This window comes from Sphingobacterium arenae (assembly GCF_014692505.1).
In the GTDB taxonomy this organism is placed as follows: Bacteria; Bacteroidota; Bacteroidia; order Sphingobacteriales; family Sphingobacteriaceae; genus Sphingobacterium; species Sphingobacterium arenae.
Genome location: NZ_JACNYK010000002.1, coordinates 196,570 through 222,344 on the forward strand (window position 1 = coordinate 196,570; position 25,775 = coordinate 222,344).

Below are 25,775 nucleotides of genomic sequence, written 5' to 3' on the forward strand. Positions count from 1 at the left end.
AGATTATACAAAGATATAAATATTATTTTAAATAGACAAATGGAATTTATTTGTTATCTACAACCGATTTGATAGTTTTTTGCATTTGTGCCATCATAGAGGTCAATGTTTCCATTGTAGGCTCGGGACTTGGCTCGGGAAGTTCTGTACTAATAAATGCTTTCGCTTTCCAGATCTCGATAATATCTTCTGTACTTACCCAGTAAGGTTCATACGTCTTATTATCGGAAATAAGTTTCAAACCTTTCTCCTCTTTAAATTTGTAGGCAATGCGCTTATACACCACCCCTTCCTCTTTCGATACAATTACATATGTTTGACCAGATTTGATATCATGCCAGTTTTCCACATATTCGCCAATAATAATACTTCCTGACGGTAGCGGCAACATGGAGTCTCCTTTAATTTCAAATGCGCGGTAGGTTCCCTGGTTAAATATGGGCAGTGAGAATTTAGGTAAATCGGCGACATATTCCGGATCTCCATATCCATTTAAATAACCCGCACTGGCTTTAACCGGCACCAGTTCAATATTCTCTCGCTCATTACCGTCTACAGTTATGCTTAGCACCCGCAAATTAGATGCATTGCTTTTGGGTTGGGGTCGCCATTTTTCATCGATGGCATCATGGGCCAACTCATCCATTGTCAGATCATAAAACTGGGCTATTTTTCTGAGCAATTCATACTTCGGTTCAGCACGGTCTTCTTCATAAGCGCCTACAGAAGCCCTTTTTATTTCCAATGCATCAGCAAATTGCTGTTGCGTTAGTCCTTTTCTCTTTCTTAAAAACTTAAGATTCGATGCAATATTTGACATTTTTTTCTAAATAATTTTTATTTACTAAAATAATTAGTAATATTGTGCCAATAAAATTAGCAAATAATATTTAAACAACCAAATTTATTAGTATATAATCATCAAATGACACATGAAAGCACATATTGTATATATTATTACAAATAGTAACCGGGCCTGTTTGGAAGTGGGATGTTGTACCGATATAACTACATGCTTACAGGAATTTCGTTCTGCAGCATCCGGATTTCTCAGTCAAGGATCTCCATTAAATAACATCGTATATATGGAAGCATTTCGTGATGAGGAAAAAGCAATGGCTTACCAACATACCTTACGTCAGTATACACGAATGCAGCGGGAAAAACTCATTCGATTAAAAAATCCTAACTGGCTAAACCTGTGCTATCGTTCCTTGTCAACGCTGGCCACGAGACTACCAACCCGGCATGAAGTTTAACCCAAACGTACCAAATTTCGTTCTAGAGGAAACAAAAGGTATCGCATAATAAGGTTCAAGGATCATGGCGCCAAATAAATTTACGCGCATAGATATTCCCGCACTAAATACCGGCACACGGTAATTCCTATCGTATCCATACACAGGCATTCCATTTTGATCAAGCATCGGTGTTCCATCCTGGTTATATTGTGGTACTCTCGGTTTCTTATCTAAATTGCTCACGATCTTATTACCGTTGTTCCAAGCTAGTCCAGCATCAAAGAAAAGGTTAAGGTCGGAAAAAAGCAATCCTGATTTTATTGCGGCAAGCTTTTCTGGACCTGTAAACGGGAGTCGTATTTCAAAGTTACCGACCAATACGCGAGATCCCATCAAATCATCAAAAGAAATATTTCCAACGCGGTCACGGCTTAGATTATCGTATCCCCTGACAAAAAATGGATAACCGATATAATTCCCGCGCAAGCGATTTTCATCGTCACCTGAACGGATATAAGCGTAAGCTCGTGCAGCTATTGTCACCGGCTGGAAACGCAGATAACGTCGCAAATCAACATTATAAGCCCGCATATTAATATCGCCAAAATATTGTCCTGCCGATAAACGGTAACGAAACCCCTGCAAAGGAGCTGTCAATCCAAATATAGAGTTATCCCCGACAAAGGCTGTACTAACTTGCTGCATAACGAGAGGGTCTAGGCTAAACCCAAGCAGGTTCATAGCTTCCTCATTCGACAGTCGCTTACGATCAACAAAACCGAAACTAAAATAACTTTGCTGCCATTTTTCCACGCTATAACCGTAGCGCGCCAAGGCGCCACCTATCTCGAATCTATGGTGTCTATTGAAAGGATACGCAACGAAGGCGTCAAATTGCGTCTCAAATTGACGGATAATGTAATCGCTTAGCACCAATTCCTCTCCCCGGCCTAAATCGTCCATTTCATAAGCGCGAAATCCACTACGATAGGGAATATGTGAAATAGAGCCTCCCCAATTCCAACGACTTCGCTGGTTTACATAAGCCACTTGCCCACCAAAATCCTGTACTTCTCCATTAATATTTAACGTAGAATAAATCTGATTATACCCCAGAATATCGGAGAATATACCAAATATACCACCTGCCATTCCGGCCCCATAGCGTGTGCCGACAGTCATCCCGACCCCCGAATTAGCTAGATAATCCAACTTAAATTTTGAACGGTAAGGAGTTGGTCTTATCAGGGCAGTATCAATTCGTCGATAAGCGTTAAAATTTTGCAGGTTGGTGTTGACAACGTTAACTCCCCGATCTATATTTGGCGGCAGCATGGCTGCCGTAAAATCGGCAGTACGTGCATCCATTATTTCCGGTTCGAAGTCAGAAGCATTTGCCTTATATATACTATATTGATTTCCCTTAAAATATGAATATACAATATCATCATTGCTCGAGATACTCATTGCTGGCGAATATTCTGTAATACCACTAATCCCCGTAAAATAATCAGTCAGCCTTTCTACCACATCGTCATTCAGTGAATAGCGAAACATATTGCGATAACCATCGCCATTGGATAGGAAATAGATGTGTTTTCCATCTCCAGAGAAATGTGGATTTAGATTATTTGCTCCCGGGAAAATATCTATCGTCGTAACTTCTTTTGTAGCTACATCAATCGTGGCCATTCCCATGGGAATATCAACAGAACGGGAAGCGCTTTCTAAAGACATCCTATCCGTGCTAAAAACAATCGCTCTTCCATCCGGGGAGAAGCTAGGCTGGAAGTCGGAATATTTATCCTTCGTCAACTGTTCCAACTCTTTTGTCTTAAAGTTATAAATATAAATATCACTTTGTCCATCGCGCAGACCTGAAAATGCCACGCGGTCTCCATCCGGTGCAAAGTTAATATTCGTAAATTCAACGATATCGCCCATTGCCTCAAGCGCAACCGTTTTTCCTGTCTGCACATCAATGATCATCAATTTATTTTTGCCTTCGCTGAAAATACTAAAGGCAAAATAGCGACTATCGGCCGAAAAATCTCCTGCCGATTCTAAGTAGCTAAACTCATCAATATCTTGATTCGTTGTCCTGCTTCCCAACTTTCTCAATATCTCACCCGTTTTCGCGTTCGCTAAAAATAGATCAATACCGAATAGATCTTTCTCCGACATAAAAGCGACAAAACGTCCATCTGGAGAGATCGCAGGTGCGACATTCATGCGGCCTCCATTCTTCGACGTAATTAAGGCCTCTCCTATAGGGCGAGAAGTTGTGTCTTTTCCCAAAGACTTAAAAGTCGATTCCATTGTATTCCGCCATAAGGTAGACATGGTCTGGGCATCATAACCAAAAACACGACGTATCCCCATTTCATAACCATATTTTGCCGTTTCCATAAACATCGGCATGATGACCGTATCCCCATAAGTGGCTCCGATAAAAGCTAAAAAAGCTTGACCATAACGATAAGGAAAATAATTATAAGATTGTTCTGTCAATTGCTTTAAGGACGGAATATCATTTCGGGCATAGGCATCCCGCATCCACATCGCGGTGAATGCATCCTTCTTCCCAATAGACAGGTATTCAGCCATTCCCTCCACCATCCATAGGGGGATATTTCCGACATTTTCCAAACGTGTCGTATCTCTACCTTCCATCAACATACGAAATTGGAAAGCGTGCACCATTTCGTGTCCCAACACGTGTCTCGTCTGATGATTAATCTGCATTATTGGCATCACCACGCGCTGCTTAAATGCTTCCGTCACCCCGCCTGTACCGACAGATATTTCACCGGATATAGCCGTTGTCTGTTGAAACTCGGGATGATTATTATAGATGATAAGCGGATTTTTGCGTAAAAAAGTATCCTGAAAAACTTGCTGGTGCATATTGTACCAAACCTCCGATTCTTTTGCCAACCATGTCATCATACTATCGTTTTTAAGATAGCTATACATTTCGAAATGCGGCGTTTCCTTCACATTGAAGTGCAATTTCTTATAACGCATTTTATTCTGCCCAAAATATTGCGCGGAAGCAATATACGGTACAAGCAGTAGCAGCAACATTGCCACAATCGTCTGTTTGATATTCATTAAACACCCTTTAGCGTACATATCCGTTTTTTTTATCTGCTTTTTAATCGTCCGGTATAGAGATGAATATTTCATATGTATATACTATTTTTTTTTATGGCCATATGGAATATCCCATTATTTTCATGCATGTCCGTGTGGTGAACTCGTGGATATTTCATAATTAAAGATTAGTCTTTCCTCAAAAATACAAATTATCTTTCTATTTCAGTTTTTTCCGTATTGTCTACTTCTGGTAACGTTATTAAGATTTGTTCATCGCTATCTTCTATATCTATCTCTGCTGTTATGCTATCGTTTGGTGCTTCTATTCGAATTCGTGGGCTAGGGCAATTATATTTTTTCTCAATCTCCACTTTCGGGTCCGGAAATTTTCCTTCGGTCACTCCTAATTCCGGCCGTTTGTAAAGCGCCTCCATAAATGTCGCGTAAATGGGCAACGCTGTTTTAGACCCTTCTCCGGTCTGTGAATTTTTAAAGCGAATACTCTGCTCATCACACCCTACCCAAACTCCAGCAACTAAGTCTTTGGTAACCCCCATATACCAGCCATCTACATAGTCCGATGAGGTACCTGTTTTCCCTCCAACTTGATTTTCATTACCAAAGAGATCCCATTCCCACAACGCTTGCGATGTTCCTCCCGGCTCTTCTATTGTACCCCGCAACATATAGGTCATCAACCAAGCATTCTCCGGGTCTACTACTTGCTTTTCCGTTGTCTGAAAAGACGCAATCAGCTTTCCGCCATTGTCATAAATCTTTGACACCAAAATCGGATCGACCCTTTTGCCTTCATTCATAAATGTCGCATAAGCATTCACCATTTCAAATACAGATACATCGTTTGAACCAAGCCCTACCGAAGGTACAGACTCCAAGTGGCTCTCAATTCCGACGCGGTGTGCGGTTTCCACAATTTTATCCCAGCCAACGTCTCTCGTTATTTGTGCCGTTATCGTATTTAAAGAACGAGCCATCGCCCAACGAAGCGACATGTTACGATAAGAAAAACTCCAATCTGCATTTTTAGGCTCCCAAACTTCCTTTTCTCCTTCATTATTTATAAAATCTAATCGTACAGGCTTATCTTCATATGTATCACAGGGCTCCATACCATTTTCCAATGCTGTGAGATAAACAAAAGGTTTGAAGGTAGAACCCGCTTGTCGCTTGGCCTGATTTACATGATCGAATTTATAATAACGGTGGTTAATACCGCCTATCCAAATTTTGATTTCTCCGTTGTAAGGATCCATGGCCATCATTCCTGTATTCAACATACTCACATAATGTTTCAGTGAGTCCATCGTTGACATTTCGACGTCCTTTTCTCCCGTCCACGTAAAAACTTTCATTTTTTTTGGCTTTTGCAAAAGTTGAAACACCTGCTCTTCATCGTCGTCATATTCTTTCATCAATGCGAGATATATCGGTAATTTTCGAGCTTTCTCCTCCAAAAATCCGGGGATTACCTTTCCATTTTTATCTCGCCAAGGCTCCTCGTCTCGCCAAGTATTATCCAAGCGTTCTTGTAGTCCCTTCATCTGCTTAGCTACCGTTTCTTCTGCCAATTGCTGCATACGCGAATCAATAGTCGTATATATCTTTAAACCAGCCGTATAAATATCAACGCCTTGTTCTTCACTCCACCTCTCTAACCATTTTTGAACCGCAGCCCGTAGGTAAGAATCGTTTGTCCCCTCTCGATCAGGGTTGTTGATATTCAAACCTAATGGTTCTTTCGAAAATGTATTGTACTGCTCCCCGTCAATATATCCTTCTTTCTGCATCTGCTTCAACACAATATTTCTGCGTTCTATGGATTTATCTGGATTACGGATTGGATTGTAGAGCGTCGTCCCCTTTAACATACCAATAAGTACAGCGGATTCAGAGGCAGATAGTGCATTTGGCTGCTTGTTGAAATAGCGTAAAGAAGCTGATTTAATACCATACGCATTGTTACTAAACGAAACCGTATTCAGGTACATAGTAATAATCTCCTTTTTTTGGTACTTACTTTCCAGTTTATAAGCTGTCATCCACTCTTTAAATTTCGTCACGCCCATACGGACAATCGGGATACGACCAAGTAATCCCTGAGACTGATTATATCGTGTACGGTATAAATTCTTTGCAAGCTGTTGTGTGATGGTACTCCCTCCACGCTTATCGCCTCGTATTGTAGATAAGACACTAGAGAACAGGCCTATAAAATCCACTCCTCTATGTTTATAAAAACGTACATCTTCGGTCGCAATGAGTGCATTTAATATATTTTTTGAAATGCTATCATAGGTAACAGGGTCTCTATCTTCTTCAAAATACCGTCCTATCAATACCGAATCTGCGGTATACAGTTCAGAAGAAACACGTAATGTTGGCAGAAGAATATCTTTTTTCGTTGGGGAATATCCAAACAACCATAAAAAGTTAAGCTGCACAGCACATACCAATAGAATAAGGCTATACACCGTTATGAAAAAATAACGGAAGAATTTGTTTTTAACCCTTTTAAACATACGGTAAATATGGAAATTGTTTTTTTAAAAACAGCTATGCAAGGCGAAAAAACAGAATACGGTTTTTGAAATTAACGTAATTTAACGTTTCCGATATACGCAAATCTCATCTCTATATAAATTACCTATCAATAATTATACCTATGTTAGATTGCTCCCAATACGGTACACTTTAGTTTTCTGATTTATTTAAGTATTTTTACCCTGCAAAAGAAGCACAGAGCATGTTAAAACAGACGTTACAGCAAAAGTTATTACAGAAACTCTCACCTCAACAAATTCAGTTTATAAAACTGTTACAGGTGCCTACCGTTTCTCTCGATGCCCGCATTAAAGAGGAGTTGGAGGAAAACCCAGCGTTGGAAGACGGGAGTTTAACAAATATGAATGACCCCGTAGAGGAATACCCAGACCGTGATCCCGATGATAACTTTGAAAACCAAGAAAACGACTTTGAGGAAGAATTCAGTGTAGACGAATACATACAAGAAGATGATTATAACGATTATTCTACTAATTACGGAGGCGACGATGACGAAGACAGGAAAGAAATCCCTATAGCTGTCCAAGATTCATTCTTCGAGTCATTGCAAAATCAATTGGATTTACTTGCTTTATCAGATAAGGATTATCTTGTCGGACAGCAAATCATCGGTAGCCTCGATGATGATGGTTATCTAAGACGTCCGATCCTTTCATTGATTGATGATCTCGCCTTTTCACAAAATGTAATAGCAGAAGAAGCAGAGGTGGAAACCATACTTAAGTTGATTCAAGATTTTGAACCTGCGGGCATCGGAGCACGTGGCTTACAAGAATGTTTACTTATACAATTACGTAAGAAAGACCAGAGTAATCCCATCATTAACCAAGCCATTAAAGTTGTAGAAGATTACCTTGAAGAATTCACCAAAAAACATTACGACAAGATCGAAAAACAATTAGGCGTAAATTCAGAAGAGCTCAAAGATATCATCAACGAAATACTTAAACTAAATCCGAAACCAGGCGATTCTGGAGCTTCAGCAGGTAAACAACTTCATGTTATTCCGGATTTCCATATTATGAACAATGATGGAACTCTCCATCTCACACTTAATGGAAGAAATGCACCGGAACTACGCGTGTCTCGTTCCTATCAAGAAATGTTTGAACACTACGAAAAAGCCGAAAAAACAGATAAGAAAATGAAAGAGGCGGTACAATTTGTCAAGCAAAAACTGGATTCCGCCAAATGGTTTATAGACGCGATCAAACAACGACAACAGACCCTGTTAAAGACGATGAACGCGATTATGGAGTATCAGTATGACTATTTTCTTACAGGAGACGAACGACTCCTTAAACCCATGATATTAAAAGACATAGCGGACAAGATTGAGATGGACATTTCAACAGTATCACGTGTTGCCAACTCTAAATATGTGCAGACTGAGTTTGGAACTTTTCTCTTAAAGTCGTTTTTTTCTGAAGCTATCCAAACCGATTCAGGAGAAGAGGTCTCCAATAAAGAAGTAAAGAAAATACTAGAAGAATGTATTGCTAACGAGAATAAACGCAAACCGCTGGCAGATGAAAAATTAACAGAAATATTAAAAGAAAAAGGATATACGATTGCCAGACGCACTGTCGCTAAATATCGGGAAGCGATGAATATCCCAGTAGCCAGATTGAGGAAGGAGCTTTAAGCCCTCCTATGGATAACAATAGTTGATTTCCAGGACAATGGACTCGATGGATAAACGGATTGTATTTCGCTACTTAATGGCAGGTGGCGCTGCCCTCGCAGTGGTACACGCTTTGGGGCGTTTTTCATTTACCCCTTTGCTCCCCTATTTTATTGACGATCATATGCTAACGATCACACAGGGTGCTGATCTAGCCACGATCAATTATGCGGGCTATTTAATCGGTGCGCTCATTGCTGTGCGTTATTCTGGTCCGAATGTCATCAAAAAGTTTTTACTTATTGGTCTTTTAGGAAATGCACTCGTAACTGTTATACAGTGCTTTGTCCCGCAATTTGCCTGGCTTCTAGTTCTTCGTCTATTTAATGGCGTATCAAACGGAATTGTATTCGTTTTAGCACCCGCTCTACTTTTAGAATGGCTGATTACGAAGAACAAAGCACATCTTAGTGGTTTGGTTTATTTTGGTGTGGGAGGTGGGCTTTTGGCTGGTGGTGTCTTAGTAGACAGCACAGCCTCTTATTTTACTGCAGAATATCGTTGGATTCCGGTAGCTATCGTTTCTTCAGCGTTGGCGATATTTAGTGCTTTTCGTTTCTATCAACTTAAGATACAGCCTATTGATTACAAAGCATCAAATGGAGCTAAAGCTACGCTTTTTGATCACCGCAGTATTCCTTTATTTCTCTCGTATATTGGTGCGGGTTTGGGCTACATCCTCCCTATGACATTCCTACCTACCCTTGCTCACGAAACCATGCCCGCCGATAGTTTACTCGTTAAAAATGTCTGGGCAATCACTTCCCTATCCTCCCTACTTTTTATCCCTTTATGGAACGGGATTGGTCATCGATTCGGAGATCGGATTAGCTTAATCTATACCTATATTTTACAGGCACTTGGTGTGGGTTCGATATTGTTGTTTCCCTCCACCTGGGGCATCTTAATTTGTGCCGTTTTTATTGGCGGTAGTTTTTTAGGGTCTGTCATGTGTACACAACGGTTGGCCCGATACTTTCAACCGCATCAGGGGCCGAGATTATCCGCTGCACTTATCGCCATTTACGCCGGATCACAGCTCATTGGCCCTTGGCTTGCTAAAGTGTGGATTGAGTATGGGGGAACCTTATTGCAGAGTTTTGCTCTAGGGTTAGGTGCTTTTATCTGGGGGTTATTCTGGACATGGCGAACGCCTAAAGCATAAAACACGAAGTATGGACAAGCTGCGACCACCTATTATTGATTTGTCCCCACACCGAATGTTGCATCAAAAATACCAAAAGCAAGACTATGATTATTCTATAATTACTTTTAAGTTAAAAGTAAAGACCAATGATTCCGACGACACCTCTAGATTCGCACCTTTAATCATCCAGTATAAATCAAGTAGAGATCAAGTAAGGATGAAGTATGGATGAAGTACCATTTGCAATGTACTTAATTTGTATTGGATGCTTAGTGATATTCTATGATCTTCCCTTACGTCCTGTAAAAACAGAACCAAAAATTAACTATTAAGTTAATTATGAGTGGTTCTAAAATACCAAAAGATCAAATCGGCGACTGACCACCGCTAATAATCCGTTTAAATATAAAAACGAACCTTTTCAACAAAGCATTGTTCTTATTAATGGAAACAAAAAAAATAAAATGAGAGCTATTTGGACCGGAGCAATAGGATTTGGATTGGTTAATATCCCCGTTAAGATATATAGTGCTGTGCAAAGCAGTTCATTAGATTTAGATATGTTGGATAGAAAAGATAAATCGAACATCAGATACAAACGTGTAAACGAGAGTACGGGCAAGGAAGTCAAATGGGAAAATATTGTCAAAGGGTACTTGCTTAAAGATAAGTACGTGATTTTAGAAGATACCGACTTCGAAGAGGCCAGTCCTGAGAAAAACAAAATGATTAATCTGCATTCTTTTGTCAAGATGGATGAAATAGATAGTATTTATTTTGATACGCCCTATTATTTAGAACCTCAAAAAGGAGGAACGAAAGCGTACCAACTTCTCCTTAAAGCCCTTGATAAAAGTAAAACGGCGGGATTAGGTTCCTTTGTCATGCGCAATGTAGAACATCTTGTCATTGTGAAACCCTATGAAAATATGCTATTGCTCAATAAAATTAGGTTTGAAGAAGAAATCCGATCAACGGATGATTTAACGTTACCGGGTAGTACGCGATTAAAAAAAGAGGAGATGGATATGGCCCTTCAACTCATCAAACAGCATAGTCAACCTTTTGATATATCAAAATATAAAAATGAATATACGAGTGAGTTGTTGAAAATTATTAAACAAAAGGCTAAAGGAAAACACACCTCCATTCGTAGAATGAAAGTGGAGAATACGAAATCAACAGACTTATTAAATAAATTGAAGGCGAGTTTAGCCTAAAGTTTAGCGAGCACTTGTTTTATATTGACTACGCTATCCCACAAAGTTTTCCAAGGATCGTCTACCTCTTTTACCCGTTTTAACATCGTCTTGATATTGTAATCAGCAATATGCAGTTTAGGCGTTAATTCGTCCCATCGCAACGGCGCACTGACGGTCGCCCCTTCTTTGGGGCGTAAAGAATAAGGTGCCGCAATGGTCTGCCCGCGTCTGTTCTGCAAAAAATCCAAATAAATCATCCCCTTTCTTTTTTTTGGATCTCGTACTAGGCTTGTCGTATCAGGATGTCTTTCTTGAACCATTTGAGCTATTAGCTCAATAAAATCCCTCGCAACATCGTACGTATACTTCTTTTTTAAATAGACGTAAATGTGGAATCCCGTAGATCCGGAAGTTTTCAAAAAAGCCGGAACTTTCAGTTCCTCAAAAGTTTCGTACGCTGTCGTCGCCACCTGTATAAGCTCTTGAAAATCGGCGCCGTTGGGATCTAGATCCAATACGGCAAAGTCCGGGTGTTCGGGCTTTTGATAGGAAGAAAGCCAGGGATTAACTTCAATAGAGCCCAGATTGGCAATATAAAGAAGGGTTGCCTTATCGTTACAAATAATATAATCTGTTTCTTTGCCGGTGCTTTCAGAATGTATCGGAGCTGTTTTTACCCAACGAGGAATATTGTCCGTATCTACGTCTTTTTGAAAAAAACCCTCTGCGGCGATCCCGTTTGGAAAGCGGTGCATAGATATCGGTTTATTCTTAATAAACGGAAGAATATAATCCGCCATTTGTTCATAATACGCAATCATCTGCCCTTTGATGTAATGCTCTTTGGGCCAATATTCCTTGTTTAAATTCGTGAGTTGTACCTTTTTACGACCTATCGTTATTAAATCTTCATTCTTTTCATTTTTCATAGAACTCTCCTTTTCAATTTCTTCTGCATCTTTATCCTGTCGCAACCCTTTGAATACAGGGTGGCGTAAACGACCATCTGTCGTCCACTCGCTATAGTACACTTCACATACCAGCAACGGCCGTAGCCAAGTAACTTCTTTCTCTTTCGCTACCGTCACTTCTTCCTCAAAAGGTTTATATCCGCTCTCATGCTTGTGCATAGTGGTATATATATCTTTAAGACTCTTTGTATTGAATCCCGTACCGCAATTACCTATATACACAAGCTCTCCGTCTCGATAATAGCCTAATACCAAAGCTCCAAAAAATGAGCGGCTTCCTTGGGGTAATGTATAACCGCATATAATGGCTTCCTGACTATTCCGTAACTTGAATTTTGACCAGAAACTACTGCGTTTACCTTGCAAGTAGCTACTATTTACATCTTTTGCAATAATTCCTTCCCATTGTTGCTCTCCGGCTTTGATTTTAACTTGTTGGGCCGTCCCTTGCAGAATCTGCGTTAACTGAACAATTTTAGATTTCTTTATCCGACGGAACAACAACGTCAATAATTCTTCCCGTTCTTTAAGCGCATAATCTGTAACATATTCGTCCTCTAAACGAAGTATATCAAAAACATAATAGTGCAACATGAGGTTACTCGGAATCGGTTCCCCGCTGGCTATCAACTGAAAATGTGGCTTTCTTTGTTTATTCTCGATAACAAGTTCTCCATCAAGCCACACATGTCTGTCCAAGGAAGATAGATCTGTTACCAAAGAAGGAAATAACGTATTCATGTCTTTCCCGTTACGTGAATAAAGTTGAACGCCGGTTTCGTTCCGTACCGCAAGAATACGAAACCCATCATATTTTTTTTCGTACCGCCATTCCCTTCCTTCAGGGAGCTGTTCCACCAATTTTGCCAACATAGGTTTCGGAAATCCTTCCGTTTTGTTTTTTTGACTAACTTTGGGAAGCTTTTTTGGAGCACTACCTTTCTTCTCCTTTTTAAAGTCGACGCCAGCTTGCTTAATCTTTCTTTGCACATTATCCTCGCTATTGTAGGGTTCATCCCATGCATACCGATCTTTATGCTTTATAAGTAACCAGGCATTATCCTCCTGCCCTTTCATCTGCACTAACGCAAATTCACCGCGAAGAATATGACCATGTAATTTAAATTTGAGGGAACCTTTTTCTAAGTCTTGCAAAAATTCTTTTGCATTCTTTGCTGTCGTAAATTCATAGTATCCTGAATCAAAAATAGTAACCACACCCGCACCATAATTACCTTTTGGAATAATTCCCTCAAAAGAGGCATAATCTATGGGATGATCTTCGACTTGCATAGCTAACCGTTTATCTTTAGGATACAATGAAGGTCCCTTGGGAACTGCCCAGCTTTTCAAAACACCATCCAGTTCCAACCGAAAATCATAATGTAAGCGAGAAGCGTGATGCCGCTGTATCACGAACCGTAATTTTTTTTGTTTACTTTTATTGTCGTTGCTGCCACCCTTCGGTTCGTGCGTCTGCTTGAAATTCCTTTTCTTTTTATAATCTGCCAGCTTTGCCATACCTGTTTTTTATGGAAATAAACAAGCTGCTCTTCATAAGGTTTTAAAGTCTCTAGGCTTATCCAGATATCTTCGAAACTTTTTCCATAGGCAACTATTATAAAAACTTGCCTTATGCAAAGTCCCCTATTCAAAAAATTATATAATATTGTATGACGAAAGGCTATAAAAGTATCGTAAAGGATGATGTTAATATAAAAAAAGATATAATGAAAAGAAACATAGCACATTTTGCTTGGGCAGCTTCGTTATTAGTCGCCCTGCTGTTAAACACCCCTCATGTAATCGCGTATAATAACAATACAGATATTATATCCACTAAACAAGACAGTAGTCAAGATATTGAAAAATTACTTGCGCATTACGAAGAGACTGCATTGCATCTAAAGAAGAGTGTGGACGGACTTACAGAAGAACAGTTGCGTTTCAGTCCCGGAGAAGACCAATGGTCTATTAACCAATGTCTAGAACACATCATTTTATCAGAGCCGATGATTTTTGCTATGTTTAAACAGGAAATTTCAAAACCTAATCTGTCTGAAACCCCTCCAAAACCAAGCAACAGCGACGAAGAAATTATCAATAGCATCACAGACAGAAGTGAAAAATATCAAGCCCCTGAGATGCTTAAACCTACCGGAAAATACAAAAATGTAAAGGAGGCTTTGACAGCTTTCGAAGTCGGAAGAGGAGAAATTATCAATTACATCAAAAATGCTGATATAAATGCATTAAGAACCCACACCAGCCAAGGGCCAACAGGTCGAGTAGATGGTTATCAAAACTTGCTGTTTATAACATCGCATTCGGACAGACATATTTTACAGATAGAAGAAATTAAAGCGCATCCTAATTATCCAAAAAATAAATAACACACAAGATTCGTTAAAAACTGTTAATCAAAAGTCATTCTATAATAACAACATATTATACGCCGTTAAATAAGTACTTCGTAATTTAGGTTTATAATTGGTTGATTAGTTTAAAAATACTGGAGTTCCCTACTCCAGTATTTTTTTGTTTCATACTTATCAAATTTTTCTAAACATCTCGTTCTTTACACTGTTTCATATATATGCTACATACAACATAACAGAAAAAATCAATGCATTCATTAAAAACATCTATTATGCAGACAATCGATTTGAAATTACTAAAAGAGTTGACAGCAACTCAGCGTATACCTTGTATCTCATTATACATGCCTACCCACCGGGTGCATCCAGCAAATGCAACGGATCCCATCACCTTTAAAAATCTTTATAAAAAGACTTTACAGTATATCCACAACAATAATCTTCATGAACATGAAAAACTTATCCAACCGTTGGAAAAACTCATAAACGACAAAACATTTTGGGATCATAATGATGAAGGGTTGGCAATTTTTGCATCTTCCGAGGGCATGCAAATATTACGTTTACCCGAAAAAGTTCAAGAAATATCGTGTGTCGCCGACTCCTTCTGCGTCAAACCTCTATTTAAATTGTATTATGAAAACCAACCCTATTATCTTCTTGCGCTGGGTTTGGACGATGTTCAACTCTATCACGGCGACAAATACCAGCTTCAAAAGCTAAATATAAAAGATAACGTACCTACTACCATGAAGGAAGCCTTGGGTGATGAACTAACGGACAATCATCTACATGCTTCGGTTGTACAAGGCGCTGGATTGCACGGATATATGGAAAAAAGCCAAGAAGAAGATATTGATATGGATCGATTTTTCAGAAAAATCGATCAAGCTATCCTTGAACATTATCCTATTCCCCAAGATATTCCGTTAGTGTTGGTTGCTCTTCCTGAACATCATAACCATTTTCTGCGGATCAGCAAACACACCAATTTGTCTCCTATCCACCTACAAATCAATCCGCAATCCTTAAGCAAGGCTGTTCTACTAGAAAAAGTACAGAAAATATTCGATAAAATACTTGAAAAGCGAAAAATAGAGCTCCTCAAACGTTATCAACTTGCTGTTCCGGAAAATTTAAGCAGTTTGGATATAGGCGATGTCGTAAGAGATGTTATTGACGGTAAAGTTGACATATTTTGCTTCGCTCATGGCACATCCATCGACGGACATATTGATGTCGACAGGCGCGAAATAGTACAAAATAATAAACAACATACAGACGTTATTAATGAATTGGGACGTATGGTTTTCGCTTACGGCGGTAGTGTAATCGCCCTTAATGAAAAAGAAATGCCGTCCGAGACGGGGTTTTTCACAATCAATCGCTACTGAAAGAAATACAAAAAATAAAAACAGTAATTCTGGCATAGACATTGCAGATTATACTGCATTCATAATTTAGGTTAATAATTGGTTAGTTGAAAAATTCTGGAGCTCCCCGCTTCAGAATTTTTTTTGTATATTGAATGGTTATAAAATAAGAATGAAACATTTTTTTAAGGATCTATTCGAATATAGCCATCATTGCAACCAACAATTGGCGACCGCTATATCAGAAAACGAAAATATCGTATCGGAAAAAACAGTAAAATTATATAGCCATATAATTAGTGCACATCAAATCTGGAACAACAGGATTCAGCCCACACAAAAGATCTTCCAAGTGTGGCAAGAACATTCCGTTAGAGATTTTCAAGAAATCGACATGATGAACTATAGGGAGTCCGCTTTTCTATTGGAGCAGTGTGACTTGAACAAAATAATAGATTACAAAACCGGGCAAGGGCACATACTTGCTTCCAAGGTACAGGATATCCTTTTCCATGTCATTAACCATTCCACATACCATCGTGCACAAATTGCCTCCGAATTCAGAAGCGCCGGAATTGCCCCCCTAATGACTGATTACATTTTATATAAAAGATAACTGGTATAAAAAGTATACAGCTATATATATCTATTTACCGATACAAAACTTTCCGAAAATTGTACCCAAGATATCCCGATCAACGTCAATATCTCCAGTGATACTGGAAATATGGCGTAAGGCGGCGCGTACATGGTGGGCAAGCAAATCTCCAGGAAGTTGTACATCAAATCCCTGCTCCACCTGTTCAAGATCAGCCAGCGCTTGTTCTAACGCTTCTACATGACGAGTATTGGTAATAATCTGTTGATCTTCGACTGCCATTTCCCGGATTTTTTCTAGAAGCAGGCTCTTCAACCCTTCTACACTATCGCTATCCTTTGCAGATATAGCAACGAGTGAGTCACTATATTCGTCAAATAGCGCTTTTTTAATATGGGAATCCATTTCATTCGGATGATACCCTCCCTGTAAATCAATTTTATTGCGAACTAAAATCACAATAAGGCTAGGGTAATGGAGTTCCTTGACGTGTGCAATCACCTCATTTGCTGTACTGTCTTTATCATCATACAAATACAATAGCACCTTCGCCTGCTGAACCTTTTCTTTTGCTTTTGTTACGCCGATGGCCTCAATAGTATCTGCAGTTTCTCGAAGACCAGCCGTATCGATAAAACGAAAGGTGATCCCATCTAGATTAATAGATTCTTCTATAGTATCTCGGGTAGTTCCTGCAATATCACTCACAATAGCGCGTTCCTCATCAAGCAATGTATTGAGCAGCGTTGATTTTCCAGCATTGGGTTTTCCGATGATCGCGACAGGCACCCCCTGTTTTATAGCATTTCCGTAGGCAAATGAATATATAAGTTTGCCGATGTGCGCCTTCAGCTCCTGCACAAGGGCTACAAATTGTGTCCGATCCGCAAATTCCACGTCCTCTTCTCCAAAATCCAATTCGAGTTCCAGGAGCGCTGTAAAATTAATTAATTGTTCACGCATCTCCTGTAGCTTATTACTGATTCCCCCACGCATTTGGTTCATGGCGATTTCATGGGATGCTTTATTTTCCGAAGCGATCAAATCTGCCACGGCCTCTGCCTGTGAGAGATCCATGCCACCATTTAAAAAGGCGCGCAGTGTAAATTCTCCCGCTTGTGCTGCCCTTGCTCCCTTTTTGATAAGCAATGTCATTAGCCGCTCAATAATATATTTCGAATTATGAGTAGAAATTTCGACTACGTCTTCTTTCGTATAGGAATGCGGCCCTTTAAAAAGAGAGATCAATACCTCATCAATTATTTCTTCCCCATCCCGTACAGTACCAAAATGAATCGTATGAGAGTCCTGATTTAGGAGATCTTTCCCTTTGAAGACCGCGTTGGTAATCCGGATCGCTTGTGAACCAGACAAACGAATAACCGCAATAGCTCCATTTACTCCTGGCGAAGTCGCTAGAGCTACAATGGTATCTTGCGAAACTAATCCTGTTGACATACTGCAAAGGTACATTTTTTATGTGTACCCTCTACTTCTCGTAAAACTCAATCGGTAATCCGTCTGGATCAGCAATGAAAATAAATTTCTTTCCGGTGTTTTCATCCATTCGGATAGGTTCATACGTTATTTCATTTTCCTCTAACGCACGAATAGTCCCATCCATATCCAATACTTCAAAGGCCAAATGTCGTAATCCGGTTGCTTCCGGATACGACAGACGTTCCGGCGGCGATCGGAATGAAAATAGTTCGATGATATATTGGTTGTTTAGTGTTAATTCTGCTTTATGGGAATCACGTTCAACACGATAGATCTCCCGTTGCAATTCCAAACCTAAAATATCGCAATAAAAAGACAGACTACGCACATAATCGCTACAGATAATGGCAATATGGTGGACTTTATTTAACTTAACGGCCATGCCCTATAAAAGTTGAAAGATATCCTGTACCCCCAAGAGTTTGCGAGCAGTGAATCCTTCCGCATATTTAACCTGAATATTCCGGCCCAATTCTGCCGCTCTACCGCGGGTAGATTCCATAAAGGCCGGATTCGAAATATACGTCTGAGGTTCATCGTCATCTGACGACACGTTAAATTGTGTAGTATAAGCTAAAACAGACTGCTCTTTCTGCTGCCAAAAGTCTGTAATATCTAGTATAATATCGGGTTGAATATATTTATCTTGAATCACTTGCAATTGAAGCCGTGGACGAAAAGCCTCCTGTATCTGCCCTTCATAAACAGTTTCGATTCGGCGGAGTCCACTTAAAAAAAGTGCATCATTCACCAGTTTGCTTGCCCGTCCATGATCGGGATGACGATCGTCCAATGCATTTGTTATGACAATTTCGGGTTGATATTTACGGATTGCACGGATAATAACGAGCTGACTTTCTTCATCATTGGTGAAGAAACCATCACGTAGGCCGAGGTTTTCACGAACTTGAACGCCCAAAATATCAGCCGCTCTCGTTGCTTCCTGTTGTCGGGTTTCCGCGGTTCCACGCGTTCCCAATTCGCCTTGTGTCAAATCGATAATACCCACCTTTTTACCTGCAGCAACGTATTTTGCAATCGTTCCGCCCGCTCCTAATTCAGCATCATCGGGATGAACGGTCATCACCATTAAATCCAACTTCATAGTATCTTTCTGTTTGCTCCAAAAGTAGGCATTTAACGAAAATTTGGCAAATGTGCAGAAATGATTATGAATACACTACGCAGTTATCAATTTTTCTATTTTCGTGATCAACCTGTTTGCTTGGGGATTTGTCACACTGTAAAAATAGTCTACGACCTCTCCTTCCCTATTGACGAGATATTTGTGAAAATTCCAGAGAGGTTTGACGTTTACCCTTCCGTTTAGGTTCTTGTCGGATAAAAACTTAAATAGGGGGTCACAATGTTCACCAATAACATGCACACGTTTAAACACAGGAAAAGTAACCTGTTGCTGTAAACGGCAAAAAGTTTCGAGTTGTAAGCCGGTCATCGGTTCCTGTCCTCGAAAATCATTGGACGGAAAAGCTAAAATTTCGAATCCTTGGCCCTTGTATTGTTGATATAATTTTTCGAGCGACTTAAATTGTTTAGTAAAAAAGCACTTGCTAGCCGTATTAACGATCAATAGAACTCTACCGGAATAATCTTGTAACGATTTCTTTTCTCCGTTAAACTGTACACCATGAAAATCATAAACCGTCTGCATAGACTCTCCTTTCCATTAGGTTAATAATTATACAAATTCTTTATAGGACGAATGCGTTCATATCCTCGGATAATATTTTCTATTTCATAATCTTCTACTGGATCATACACCGATTTAAGGTTATGACCAAACACTTTGGCTACCGATTGATAGAAGAAAGCCGAAAGACCTCCTTTCATCTCCCGTACAAGCTCGTAGCTGCTATTGCCAGTTTGGCGCTGAATCAACTTGATCAATATAACCCCTTGCGAGACACTTAGATTTTTTATTTCCGTTCTAAACTTCTCTTTTATTTCCTCCTCACACACTTTAACCAAACGTCTTTCCTCTCTTTTAGAAGACACTAGTGCAATGTCACGATCAAGTTGTTCATAACGCTTCTGTGCATAAATGGCATAGGGCAAAACCCGTAATACATTGCGCTCTAAACGGAGATATTTTAGACGATCATCTTCTGTTTTGAATGTTCTCCTTGCAGTGACTATAACATCTTTAATAGGGAACCAAGGCACTACCTCTCCGCTCTCCAAACGCGTGGTGGGATAGTTTTGCATGATTTCCCCCTCTCCGTCTCCATAATGAGGAACCTGCAAAACTTGACCTCTACCTATAATTGGCATCAGAAAAATCAAAAATACCCCCCATACAAAAGACCGTTTCATCCTCTCTTAAAAAATATTAATCAATTTCCAAGTATGTAAAAAAATCGCTATATTTATCTATTGTTTTCCCCCTGTTTTCATACAAGTGAAAAAACAATAATAAAATTACGAACAAAAAAATATAAAAGCAACTTTTTTCAGTGTGTATATGGAAGAATTCGAGATTGATATAGAGGCAGAAAACAAGGAAATTAGAAAGAGGTACCGCGCACTACTCAGGGCTTGCAAACCCACGTTGCAACGAGGCGATAAACAAGAGATCCGCAGAGCATTTGATCTGGCATTAGAAAGCCATAAAGATATGCGCCGTAAATCGGGCGAACCATACATATATCACCCTATAGCCGTTGCACAGATAGCAGCAGAGGAAATAGGTTTAGGAACGACTTCCATCGTATGCGCATTACTGCACGACGTGGTAGAAGATACATCTATTACCCTACAGGAGATAGAAGCACAATTTGGCAAGAAGGTAGCTCGCATTATTGATGGACTCACTAAAATTTCTGGTATCTTCGACCCCAATAGTTCCATGCAAGCGGAAAATTTTCGTAAAATGTTGCTCACCCTAGCAGACGACGTACGTGTAATCTTGATCAAATTAGCGGATCGCCTACATAATATGCGCACGATGGAATTTATGGCCCGACATAAGCAATTGAAAATTGCCTCAGAGACGAGTTATCTCTATGCTCCTCTCGCACACCGGCTGGGTCTTTACGCCATAAAATCCGAGTTGGAAGACCTTTCCATGAAGTACACAGATCCAGATACTTACAAATTCATCGCTCGAAAACTGAACGAAAAGAAAGCAGAACGGGAAAAATTTGTAGCCGACTTCATCCAGCCGGTAAAAAAAATACTCGAAGAACAAGGCATCAAGGCACAAGTATTCGGACGTCCAAAATCCATTTATTCCATCTGGAATAAAATGCGTAAAAAATCTATTCCATTTGAAGAGGTCTACGACCTGTTTGCTATCCGAATTATCATTGACACACCTACAGAGCGGGAAAAAACAGAATGCTGGAAAGTATATTCCATTGTGACAGATTTGTACCGCCCTAATCCAGATCGTCTCCGCGATTGGATATCTTCCCCGAAAGGGAATGGATACGAATCCCTTCACACTACAGTGATGGGCCCACGAGGTCAATGGGTGGAAGTACAAATCCGGACAAAACGTATGAACGAAATTGCCGAGAAAGGATTTGCGGCACATTGGAAATACAAAGAGTCTAACTCTGACAGTGGTTTAGACCAATGGATTCAAAAAGTTCGAAATCTACTCAGTAGCCCCGAGCAAAATGCGATGGATTTCGTGGACGATTTTAAAATGAATTTATTTTCGGACGAGATATTTATTTTCACGCCAAAAGGCACATTGGTCCAGCTCCCCAATGGAGCTACAGCGTTAGATTTTGCTTTTGAGATCCACTCGGATATTGGGGCTACCTGCATAGGCGCTAAGGTCAATCATAAGCTGGTTCCACTTAGTCATCCACTTCAAAATGGCGATCAGGTTGAAATCATTACATCTAGTAAACAAACACCAAAAGAGGATTGGCTAAACTTTGTTGTTACAGCGAAAGCGAAATCAAAAATACGTTCGTCGCTAAAAGAAGAAAAAAGACGGGTTGCAGAAGATGGCAAGGAGATTTTAGAACGCAAACTAAAATCGTTAAAGATCACCTACAATACAGACAATATCAATAAAATTTCCAACTATTTTAAATACCCTAGCTCCCAAGAGCTCTTCTATAACGTCGCAAAGGGCAATGTCGACATCAAAAATCTTCGCGAATACGCGGAAAGCGAAAAAACAAACACACCCGGTCAAAACCACTTCAGCTCCCATGTTTCTGGCCTCGTAGAAAAGATAAACAAAAAAGAAATCGACACGATCCTGATTGGTGATGATTATCAACAAGTCGATTACACGCTAGCACCGTGTTGCAACCCTATTCCAGGCGATGATATTTTTGGTTTTTTAACCGTTAATGATGGAATTAAAATACACCGTACAAGTTGTCCAAACGCTTCCAAACTCATGGCAAGCTACGGCTATCGAATATTGAAAGCAAAATGGGCTTCTTCTCAACCCAACGTAGCTTTCCTTACGGGATTACGTATCGTAGGAATTGATGACGTGGGACTTATCAACAAGATCACAAACGTCATTTCTCAAGAATATAACGTCAATATACGTTCCCTATCCATAACTAGTAATGAGGGAATTTTCGAAGGGAACATCATGGTGTTCGTCAATCATATCGAACAATTAGAGGACTTGATGAAAACATTGAAACAGATCAGCGGGATAACAGGCATAACGCGCTATGAAACAGATAATTAAAACCCCAAGCACACTTCACAGTTTACCCGTCGTTTTTTACAGAAGAATTTGGTAAATTTGTAGATTAAATCTGGTCGTTCCATATGACTTTTAAAAGACAAATAATATACATATGAATAAAGGCGAAAATTATCAAACTGTAAAAAAAATCTTCGAAGCTTACTTAGAAAATAAGAATCTGAGAAAAACGCCTGAGCGCTATGCTATTTTAGAAGAAATTTATTCACGTTCTGATCACTTTGATGTGGAGTCACTTTACATCCACATGAAGAACAAGAAATATCGTGTAAGCCGTGCTACAGTATATAATACACTCGAATTATTAGTGTCATGCGATTTGGTTACCAAACACCAATTCGGTCGCAACATGGCTCAATTTGAGAAATCTTATGGCTTTAAACAACATGATCACGTTATCTGCATCGAATGTAATAAAGTCGTGGAGTTTTGCGACCCACGCATCAACCAAATCCAAAGTTTGATGGGCGATTTGTTGAAATTTGACATTAAACATCACTCCCTTAATTTATATGGTGTCTGTGAAGATTGTCAAAAGAAAGATACTGAAAATACCGAAAGTATGCCTAAAAAAGGCAGGAGCCCGGTAATTTCAAATTAATGTGGTAATCGCCAATTATTGTATTACCTTTGTTCAGAAAAGACCGGTTTGTCGTGTTTTTTCTAAACGTATCATTTAAATTTTAATATCGATATTTCAAATTATGCAAGTTGATGTGCTTTTGGGCCTGCAATGGGGCGATGAAGGAAAGGGAAAAATCGTGGACGTATTCTGTCCGAAGTATGACTTAATCGCCCGCTTTCAAGGCGGCCCTAACGCCGGACATACATTAGAGTTTGATAACAAGAAATTTGTCTTGAACACCATCCCGTCCGGTATTTTTAATGAAGGTACACTTAACCTTATTGGCGGTGGTGTCGTCATCGACCCAATTATTTTAAAACGCGAGTTAGATAATCTACGTGCATCGGGATTTGATCCAGTAGGCAAAGGTACATTGGTTCTTGCACGCAAAGCACATTTAATCCTTCCTACACACCAATTGTTGGACGCAGCTTCCGAATCCAAAATGGGCGCTGGTAAAATCGGTTCTACTCTTAAAGGAATCGGTCCGACCTATATGGACAAAACTGGCCGAAATGGTTTACGTGTAGGAGATACAACCCTTCCAGATTTTCAACAACGCTATGAAAAATTAAAAGCCAAGCATTTGGAGATTCTTTCCCATTATGGGGAAATTCCTGATTTTTCTGAAAAAGAAGCGGCTTTCATGAGCGCCATTGATTTTATCAAAACGATTCCACACGTAGACGCCGAACATTTAGTCAACAACTATTTAAAAGAAGGAAAAAAAGTCCTTGCCGAAGGTGCACAAGGTACATTACTAGATGTAGATTTCGGTTCTTATCCGTTCGTTACCTCATCCAATACGACTACTGCCGGAGCATGTACGGGACTTGGCATCGCACCCAATAAAATCGGTGCAGTATATGGTATCTTCAAAGCTTATGCTACCCGTGTGGGCGGCGGACCATTTCCAACGGAACTGGATGACGAAACGGGTGAAAAGTTACGCCAGATAGGACATGAATTTGGTGCAACTACCGGGCGTTCGCGTCGTACGGGATGGATTGATATCCCTGCTTTGAAATATGCCATCATGTTAAATGGCGTAACCGAATTGATCATGATGAAAGCCGATGTATTGGATACATTTGAAAAAATCAATATTTGTACACATTACAAACACAACGGTGAAACCATCGATTACATGCCTTACGAAATCATAACCAATCAAGCGGAGCCTGTCTTGGAAGAAATAGAAGGATGGAATCAAGATATTACGGGCATTCGTTCGAAAGACGAGATTCCTGCAGCATTAAAAAATTACATCGCTTATTTGGAAAAAGCGTTGGAGGTCCCTATTAAATATTTATCTGTAGGCCCCGATCGTATTCAGACAATCGAACTGTAATATCATATACAAATGGCTACAGCCGTATTTCAGGTTGAAAGGCAGCTATTCGAAAAACAAGCGCTTCAGTGGGCGCAACAATTTGATGAGGCTTGTTACTTTCAATCTAATGACTATCGTGATGAGTATGCACAAATAGATAGTTTACTTGCCGTAAAGGCTTTAGACAGCTTTGTCAGCGGGCAAACAGATACATTCCATGCCTTGGAAAAATTTAGAGCCAAGCATCCGAATAGATGGATGCCTGGCGTTTTTAGTTACGATCTTAAAAATGAAATTGAAGATTTAACGACGTCTTTCCCTAATCGGCTAGATTTCCCAGAAGCTTTTTTTTTTATTCCAGCCATCGTTTTGCATTTCAAAGACAACCAGGTAAAAATTGAAGCTGCCAATCCAAAAAATATATATAATGATATTTTAACCAGTAGCCATACCGCAGGTGAGGAAATGATAGAGCCAGAAAACATCCATTTTAAAAAACGGATGTCGAAACCAGCGTATGTACGCGCGTTTCAGCATTTGTTAAAACACATCCAACAGGGTGACATTTATGAAGTCAACCTTTGTCAAGAATTTTATGCTGAAGACGTTACGTTGTCACCAATAGCCGTATACCAAAAATTGAACAGGATTTCCCCTACTCCATTTTCCTGTTTTTTCAAAATCAACGACAACTATATTCTATCCGCATCGCCTGAACGTTTCTTAGCAAAGCGGGGGGATACGCTGATTTCTCAGCCTATTAAAGGTACTGCCCCCCGTGGAAAGACTATGAAAGAAGACCATCACATTATCGAGACATTGAAAAACAGTCCGAAGGAAATTTCAGAGAATGTGATGATCGTGGATTTGGTTCGAAATGATTTAACACGCAGTGCACAAAAAGGTACCGTAAAGGCAGAAAAACAACTGGAAGTGCAGACGTTTGAGCAAGTGCATCAATTGGTTTCCACCATCACCTGCCAAAAGAAAAGTGGCATATCAGACATAGAAGTTATCCGTAACACTTTCCCCGCCGGTTCGATGACCGGAGCACCGAAAATCAGTGCGATGAGATTATGCGATCGTTACGAAAACAGTAAACGGGGCATATACGCGGGTGCTGTAGGCTATTTTAATCCAGAAGGTGATTTTGATTTCAACGTAGTTATACGTTCCTTACTTTACAATAGCAAAAAGCAATACCTATCTTTCCATACGGGAGGCGCAATAACTATTGATGCGGATCCGGAAAAGGAATACGAAGAATGCCTATTGAAAGCTTCTGCCATACTCAAAACCTTGAACGCAAAGTTAGTAGAGTAATTAATTCCTT

General features: G+C 39.7%; 21 protein-coding genes. 12 read left to right on the top strand and 9 right to left on the bottom strand.

The window, feature by feature from the left end:
• Positions 1 to 46: 46 nt before the first annotated feature.
• Positions 47 to 820 (bottom strand): XRE family transcriptional regulator, encoded by a 774-nt coding sequence (locus tag H8B17_RS07315; protein WP_190308552.1) that lies wholly within the window; start codon positions 818 to 820, stop codon positions 47 to 49.
• 112 nt (positions 821 to 932) lie between these two features.
• On the opposite strand from H8B17_RS07315, the gene H8B17_RS07320 reads away from it, so the two are divergent.
• Positions 933 to 1,259 (top strand): GIY-YIG nuclease family protein, encoded by a 327-nt coding sequence (locus H8B17_RS07320; protein WP_190308553.1) that lies wholly within the window; start codon positions 933 to 935, stop codon positions 1,257 to 1,259.
• Here the strand turns inward: H8B17_RS07320 and H8B17_RS07325 are convergent.
• Together H8B17_RS07325 and H8B17_RS07330 are read right to left on the bottom strand one after the other, a co-directional pair.
• The gene (locus H8B17_RS07325) at positions 1,236 to 4,430 is read right to left on the bottom strand and encodes a basic secretory protein-like protein (protein ID WP_223816416.1); all 3,195 of its coding nucleotides are present in this window, start codon (positions 4,428 to 4,430) and stop codon (positions 1,236 to 1,238) included. The two genes, H8B17_RS07320 and H8B17_RS07325, sit on opposite strands and share 24 nt — an antisense overlap.
• A gap of 119 nt (positions 4,431 to 4,549) precedes the next feature.
• Complete coding sequence (locus H8B17_RS07330) at positions 4,550 to 6,832, bottom strand: penicillin-binding protein 1A (RefSeq protein ID WP_317170996.1); 2,283 nt, start codon at positions 6,830 to 6,832, stop codon at positions 4,550 to 4,552.
• A gap of 272 nt (positions 6,833 to 7,104) precedes the next feature.
• Between H8B17_RS07330 and rpoN the strand changes: the two genes are divergently transcribed.
• The 4 genes from rpoN to ku all read left to right on the top strand — a co-directional run bounded on the left by rpoN (position 7,105) and on the right by ku (position 10,974).
• Complete coding sequence (gene rpoN / locus H8B17_RS07335) at positions 7,105 to 8,568, top strand: RNA polymerase factor sigma-54 (protein WP_190308555.1); 1,464 nt, start codon at positions 7,105 to 7,107, stop codon at positions 8,566 to 8,568.
• Between the two features lie 46 nt (positions 8,569 to 8,614).
• Entirely contained in the window at positions 8,615 to 9,772 is a 1,158-nt protein-coding gene (locus H8B17_RS07340) for a YbfB/YjiJ family MFS transporter (protein ID WP_223816417.1), read from the top strand.
• Between the two features lie 10 nt (positions 9,773 to 9,782).
• Positions 9,783 to 9,986 (top strand): hypothetical protein, encoded by a 204-nt coding sequence (locus H8B17_RS20585; protein ID WP_223816418.1) that lies wholly within the window; start codon positions 9,783 to 9,785, stop codon positions 9,984 to 9,986.
• Between the two features lie 232 nt (positions 9,987 to 10,218).
• Positions 10,219 to 10,974 (top strand): non-homologous end joining protein Ku, encoded by a 756-nt coding sequence (gene ku, locus H8B17_RS07345; RefSeq protein WP_190308557.1) that lies wholly within the window; start codon positions 10,219 to 10,221, stop codon positions 10,972 to 10,974.
• On the opposite strand, the gene ligD is transcribed toward ku, so the two are convergent.
• Positions 10,971 to 13,448, bottom strand: coding sequence for a DNA ligase D (gene ligD / locus H8B17_RS07350; protein WP_190308558.1), 2,478 nt, complete (start codon positions 13,446 to 13,448; stop codon positions 10,971 to 10,973). The genes ku and ligD overlap by 4 nt on opposite strands.
• A gap of 209 nt (positions 13,449 to 13,657) precedes the next feature.
• Between ligD and H8B17_RS07355 the strand changes: the two genes are divergently transcribed.
• The 3 genes from H8B17_RS07355 (at position 13,658) to H8B17_RS07365 (ending at position 16,294) form a co-directional block, all read left to right on the top strand.
• On the top strand, positions 13,658 to 14,320 hold the full coding sequence (locus tag H8B17_RS07355) for a DinB family protein (protein ID WP_223816419.1): 663 nt from the start codon (positions 13,658 to 13,660) through the stop codon (positions 14,318 to 14,320).
• Positions 14,321 to 14,577: 257 nt separating this feature from the next.
• Positions 14,578 to 15,699: a baeRF3 domain-containing protein gene (locus tag H8B17_RS07360; RefSeq protein ID WP_190308560.1), complete on the top strand. Its 1,122-nt coding sequence runs from the start codon at positions 14,578 to 14,580 to the stop codon at positions 15,697 to 15,699.
• Positions 15,700 to 15,850: 151 nt separating this feature from the next.
• On the top strand, positions 15,851 to 16,294 hold the full coding sequence (locus tag H8B17_RS07365; RefSeq protein ID WP_190308561.1) for a DinB family protein: 444 nt from the start codon (positions 15,851 to 15,853) through the stop codon (positions 16,292 to 16,294).
• A gap of 30 nt (positions 16,295 to 16,324) precedes the next feature.
• Here the strand turns inward: H8B17_RS07365 and mnmE are convergent, their stop codons facing one another.
• The 5 genes from mnmE to H8B17_RS07390 all read right to left on the bottom strand — a co-directional run bounded on the left by mnmE (position 16,325) and on the right by H8B17_RS07390 (position 20,110).
• Positions 16,325 to 17,734 carry a tRNA uridine-5-carboxymethylaminomethyl(34) synthesis GTPase MnmE gene (gene mnmE / locus H8B17_RS07370; RefSeq protein WP_190308562.1) on the bottom strand — a complete coding sequence of 470 codons (1,410 nt, stop codon included), beginning with the start codon at positions 17,732 to 17,734 and terminating at the stop codon, positions 16,325 to 16,327.
• Positions 17,735 to 17,765: 31 nt separating this feature from the next.
• A complete protein-coding gene (gene gloA2 / locus H8B17_RS07375) occupies positions 17,766 to 18,158 on the bottom strand; it encodes an SMU1112c/YaeR family gloxylase I-like metalloprotein (protein ID WP_190308563.1) in 393 nt (130 codons plus the stop codon).
• Between the two features lie 3 nt (positions 18,159 to 18,161).
• Complete coding sequence (gene bshB1, locus H8B17_RS07380) at positions 18,162 to 18,881, bottom strand: bacillithiol biosynthesis deacetylase BshB1 (RefSeq protein WP_190308564.1); 720 nt, start codon at positions 18,879 to 18,881, stop codon at positions 18,162 to 18,164.
• Positions 18,882 to 18,956: 75 nt separating this feature from the next.
• Positions 18,957 to 19,448 (bottom strand): glutathione peroxidase, encoded by a 492-nt coding sequence (locus tag H8B17_RS07385; protein WP_190308565.1) that lies wholly within the window; start codon positions 19,446 to 19,448, stop codon positions 18,957 to 18,959.
• A 20-nt stretch (positions 19,449 to 19,468) separates the two neighbouring features.
• Positions 19,469 to 20,110: a DUF4294 domain-containing protein gene (locus tag H8B17_RS07390; RefSeq protein WP_190308566.1), complete on the bottom strand. Its 642-nt coding sequence runs from the start codon at positions 20,108 to 20,110 to the stop codon at positions 19,469 to 19,471.
• A 148-nt stretch (positions 20,111 to 20,258) separates the two neighbouring features.
• Between H8B17_RS07390 and H8B17_RS07395 the strand changes: the two genes are divergently transcribed.
• The 4 genes from H8B17_RS07395 to H8B17_RS07410 all read left to right on the top strand — a co-directional run bounded on the left by H8B17_RS07395 (position 20,259) and on the right by H8B17_RS07410 (position 25,765).
• A complete protein-coding gene (locus H8B17_RS07395) occupies positions 20,259 to 22,466 on the top strand; it encodes a RelA/SpoT family protein (protein WP_190308567.1) in 2,208 nt (735 codons plus the stop codon).
• Positions 22,467 to 22,578: 112 nt separating this feature from the next.
• Positions 22,579 to 23,085, top strand: coding sequence for a Fur family transcriptional regulator (locus H8B17_RS07400; protein WP_190308568.1), 507 nt, complete (start codon positions 22,579 to 22,581; stop codon positions 23,083 to 23,085).
• Between the two features lie 103 nt (positions 23,086 to 23,188).
• Positions 23,189 to 24,460, top strand: a complete 1,272-nt coding sequence (locus tag H8B17_RS07405; RefSeq protein ID WP_190308569.1) for an adenylosuccinate synthase — start codon at positions 23,189 to 23,191, stop codon at positions 24,458 to 24,460.
• A gap of 12 nt (positions 24,461 to 24,472) precedes the next feature.
• Positions 24,473 to 25,765 (top strand): anthranilate synthase component I family protein, encoded by a 1,293-nt coding sequence (locus H8B17_RS07410; protein ID WP_190308570.1) that lies wholly within the window; start codon positions 24,473 to 24,475, stop codon positions 25,763 to 25,765.
• The last annotated feature ends 10 nt before the right edge of the window (positions 25,766 to 25,775 follow it).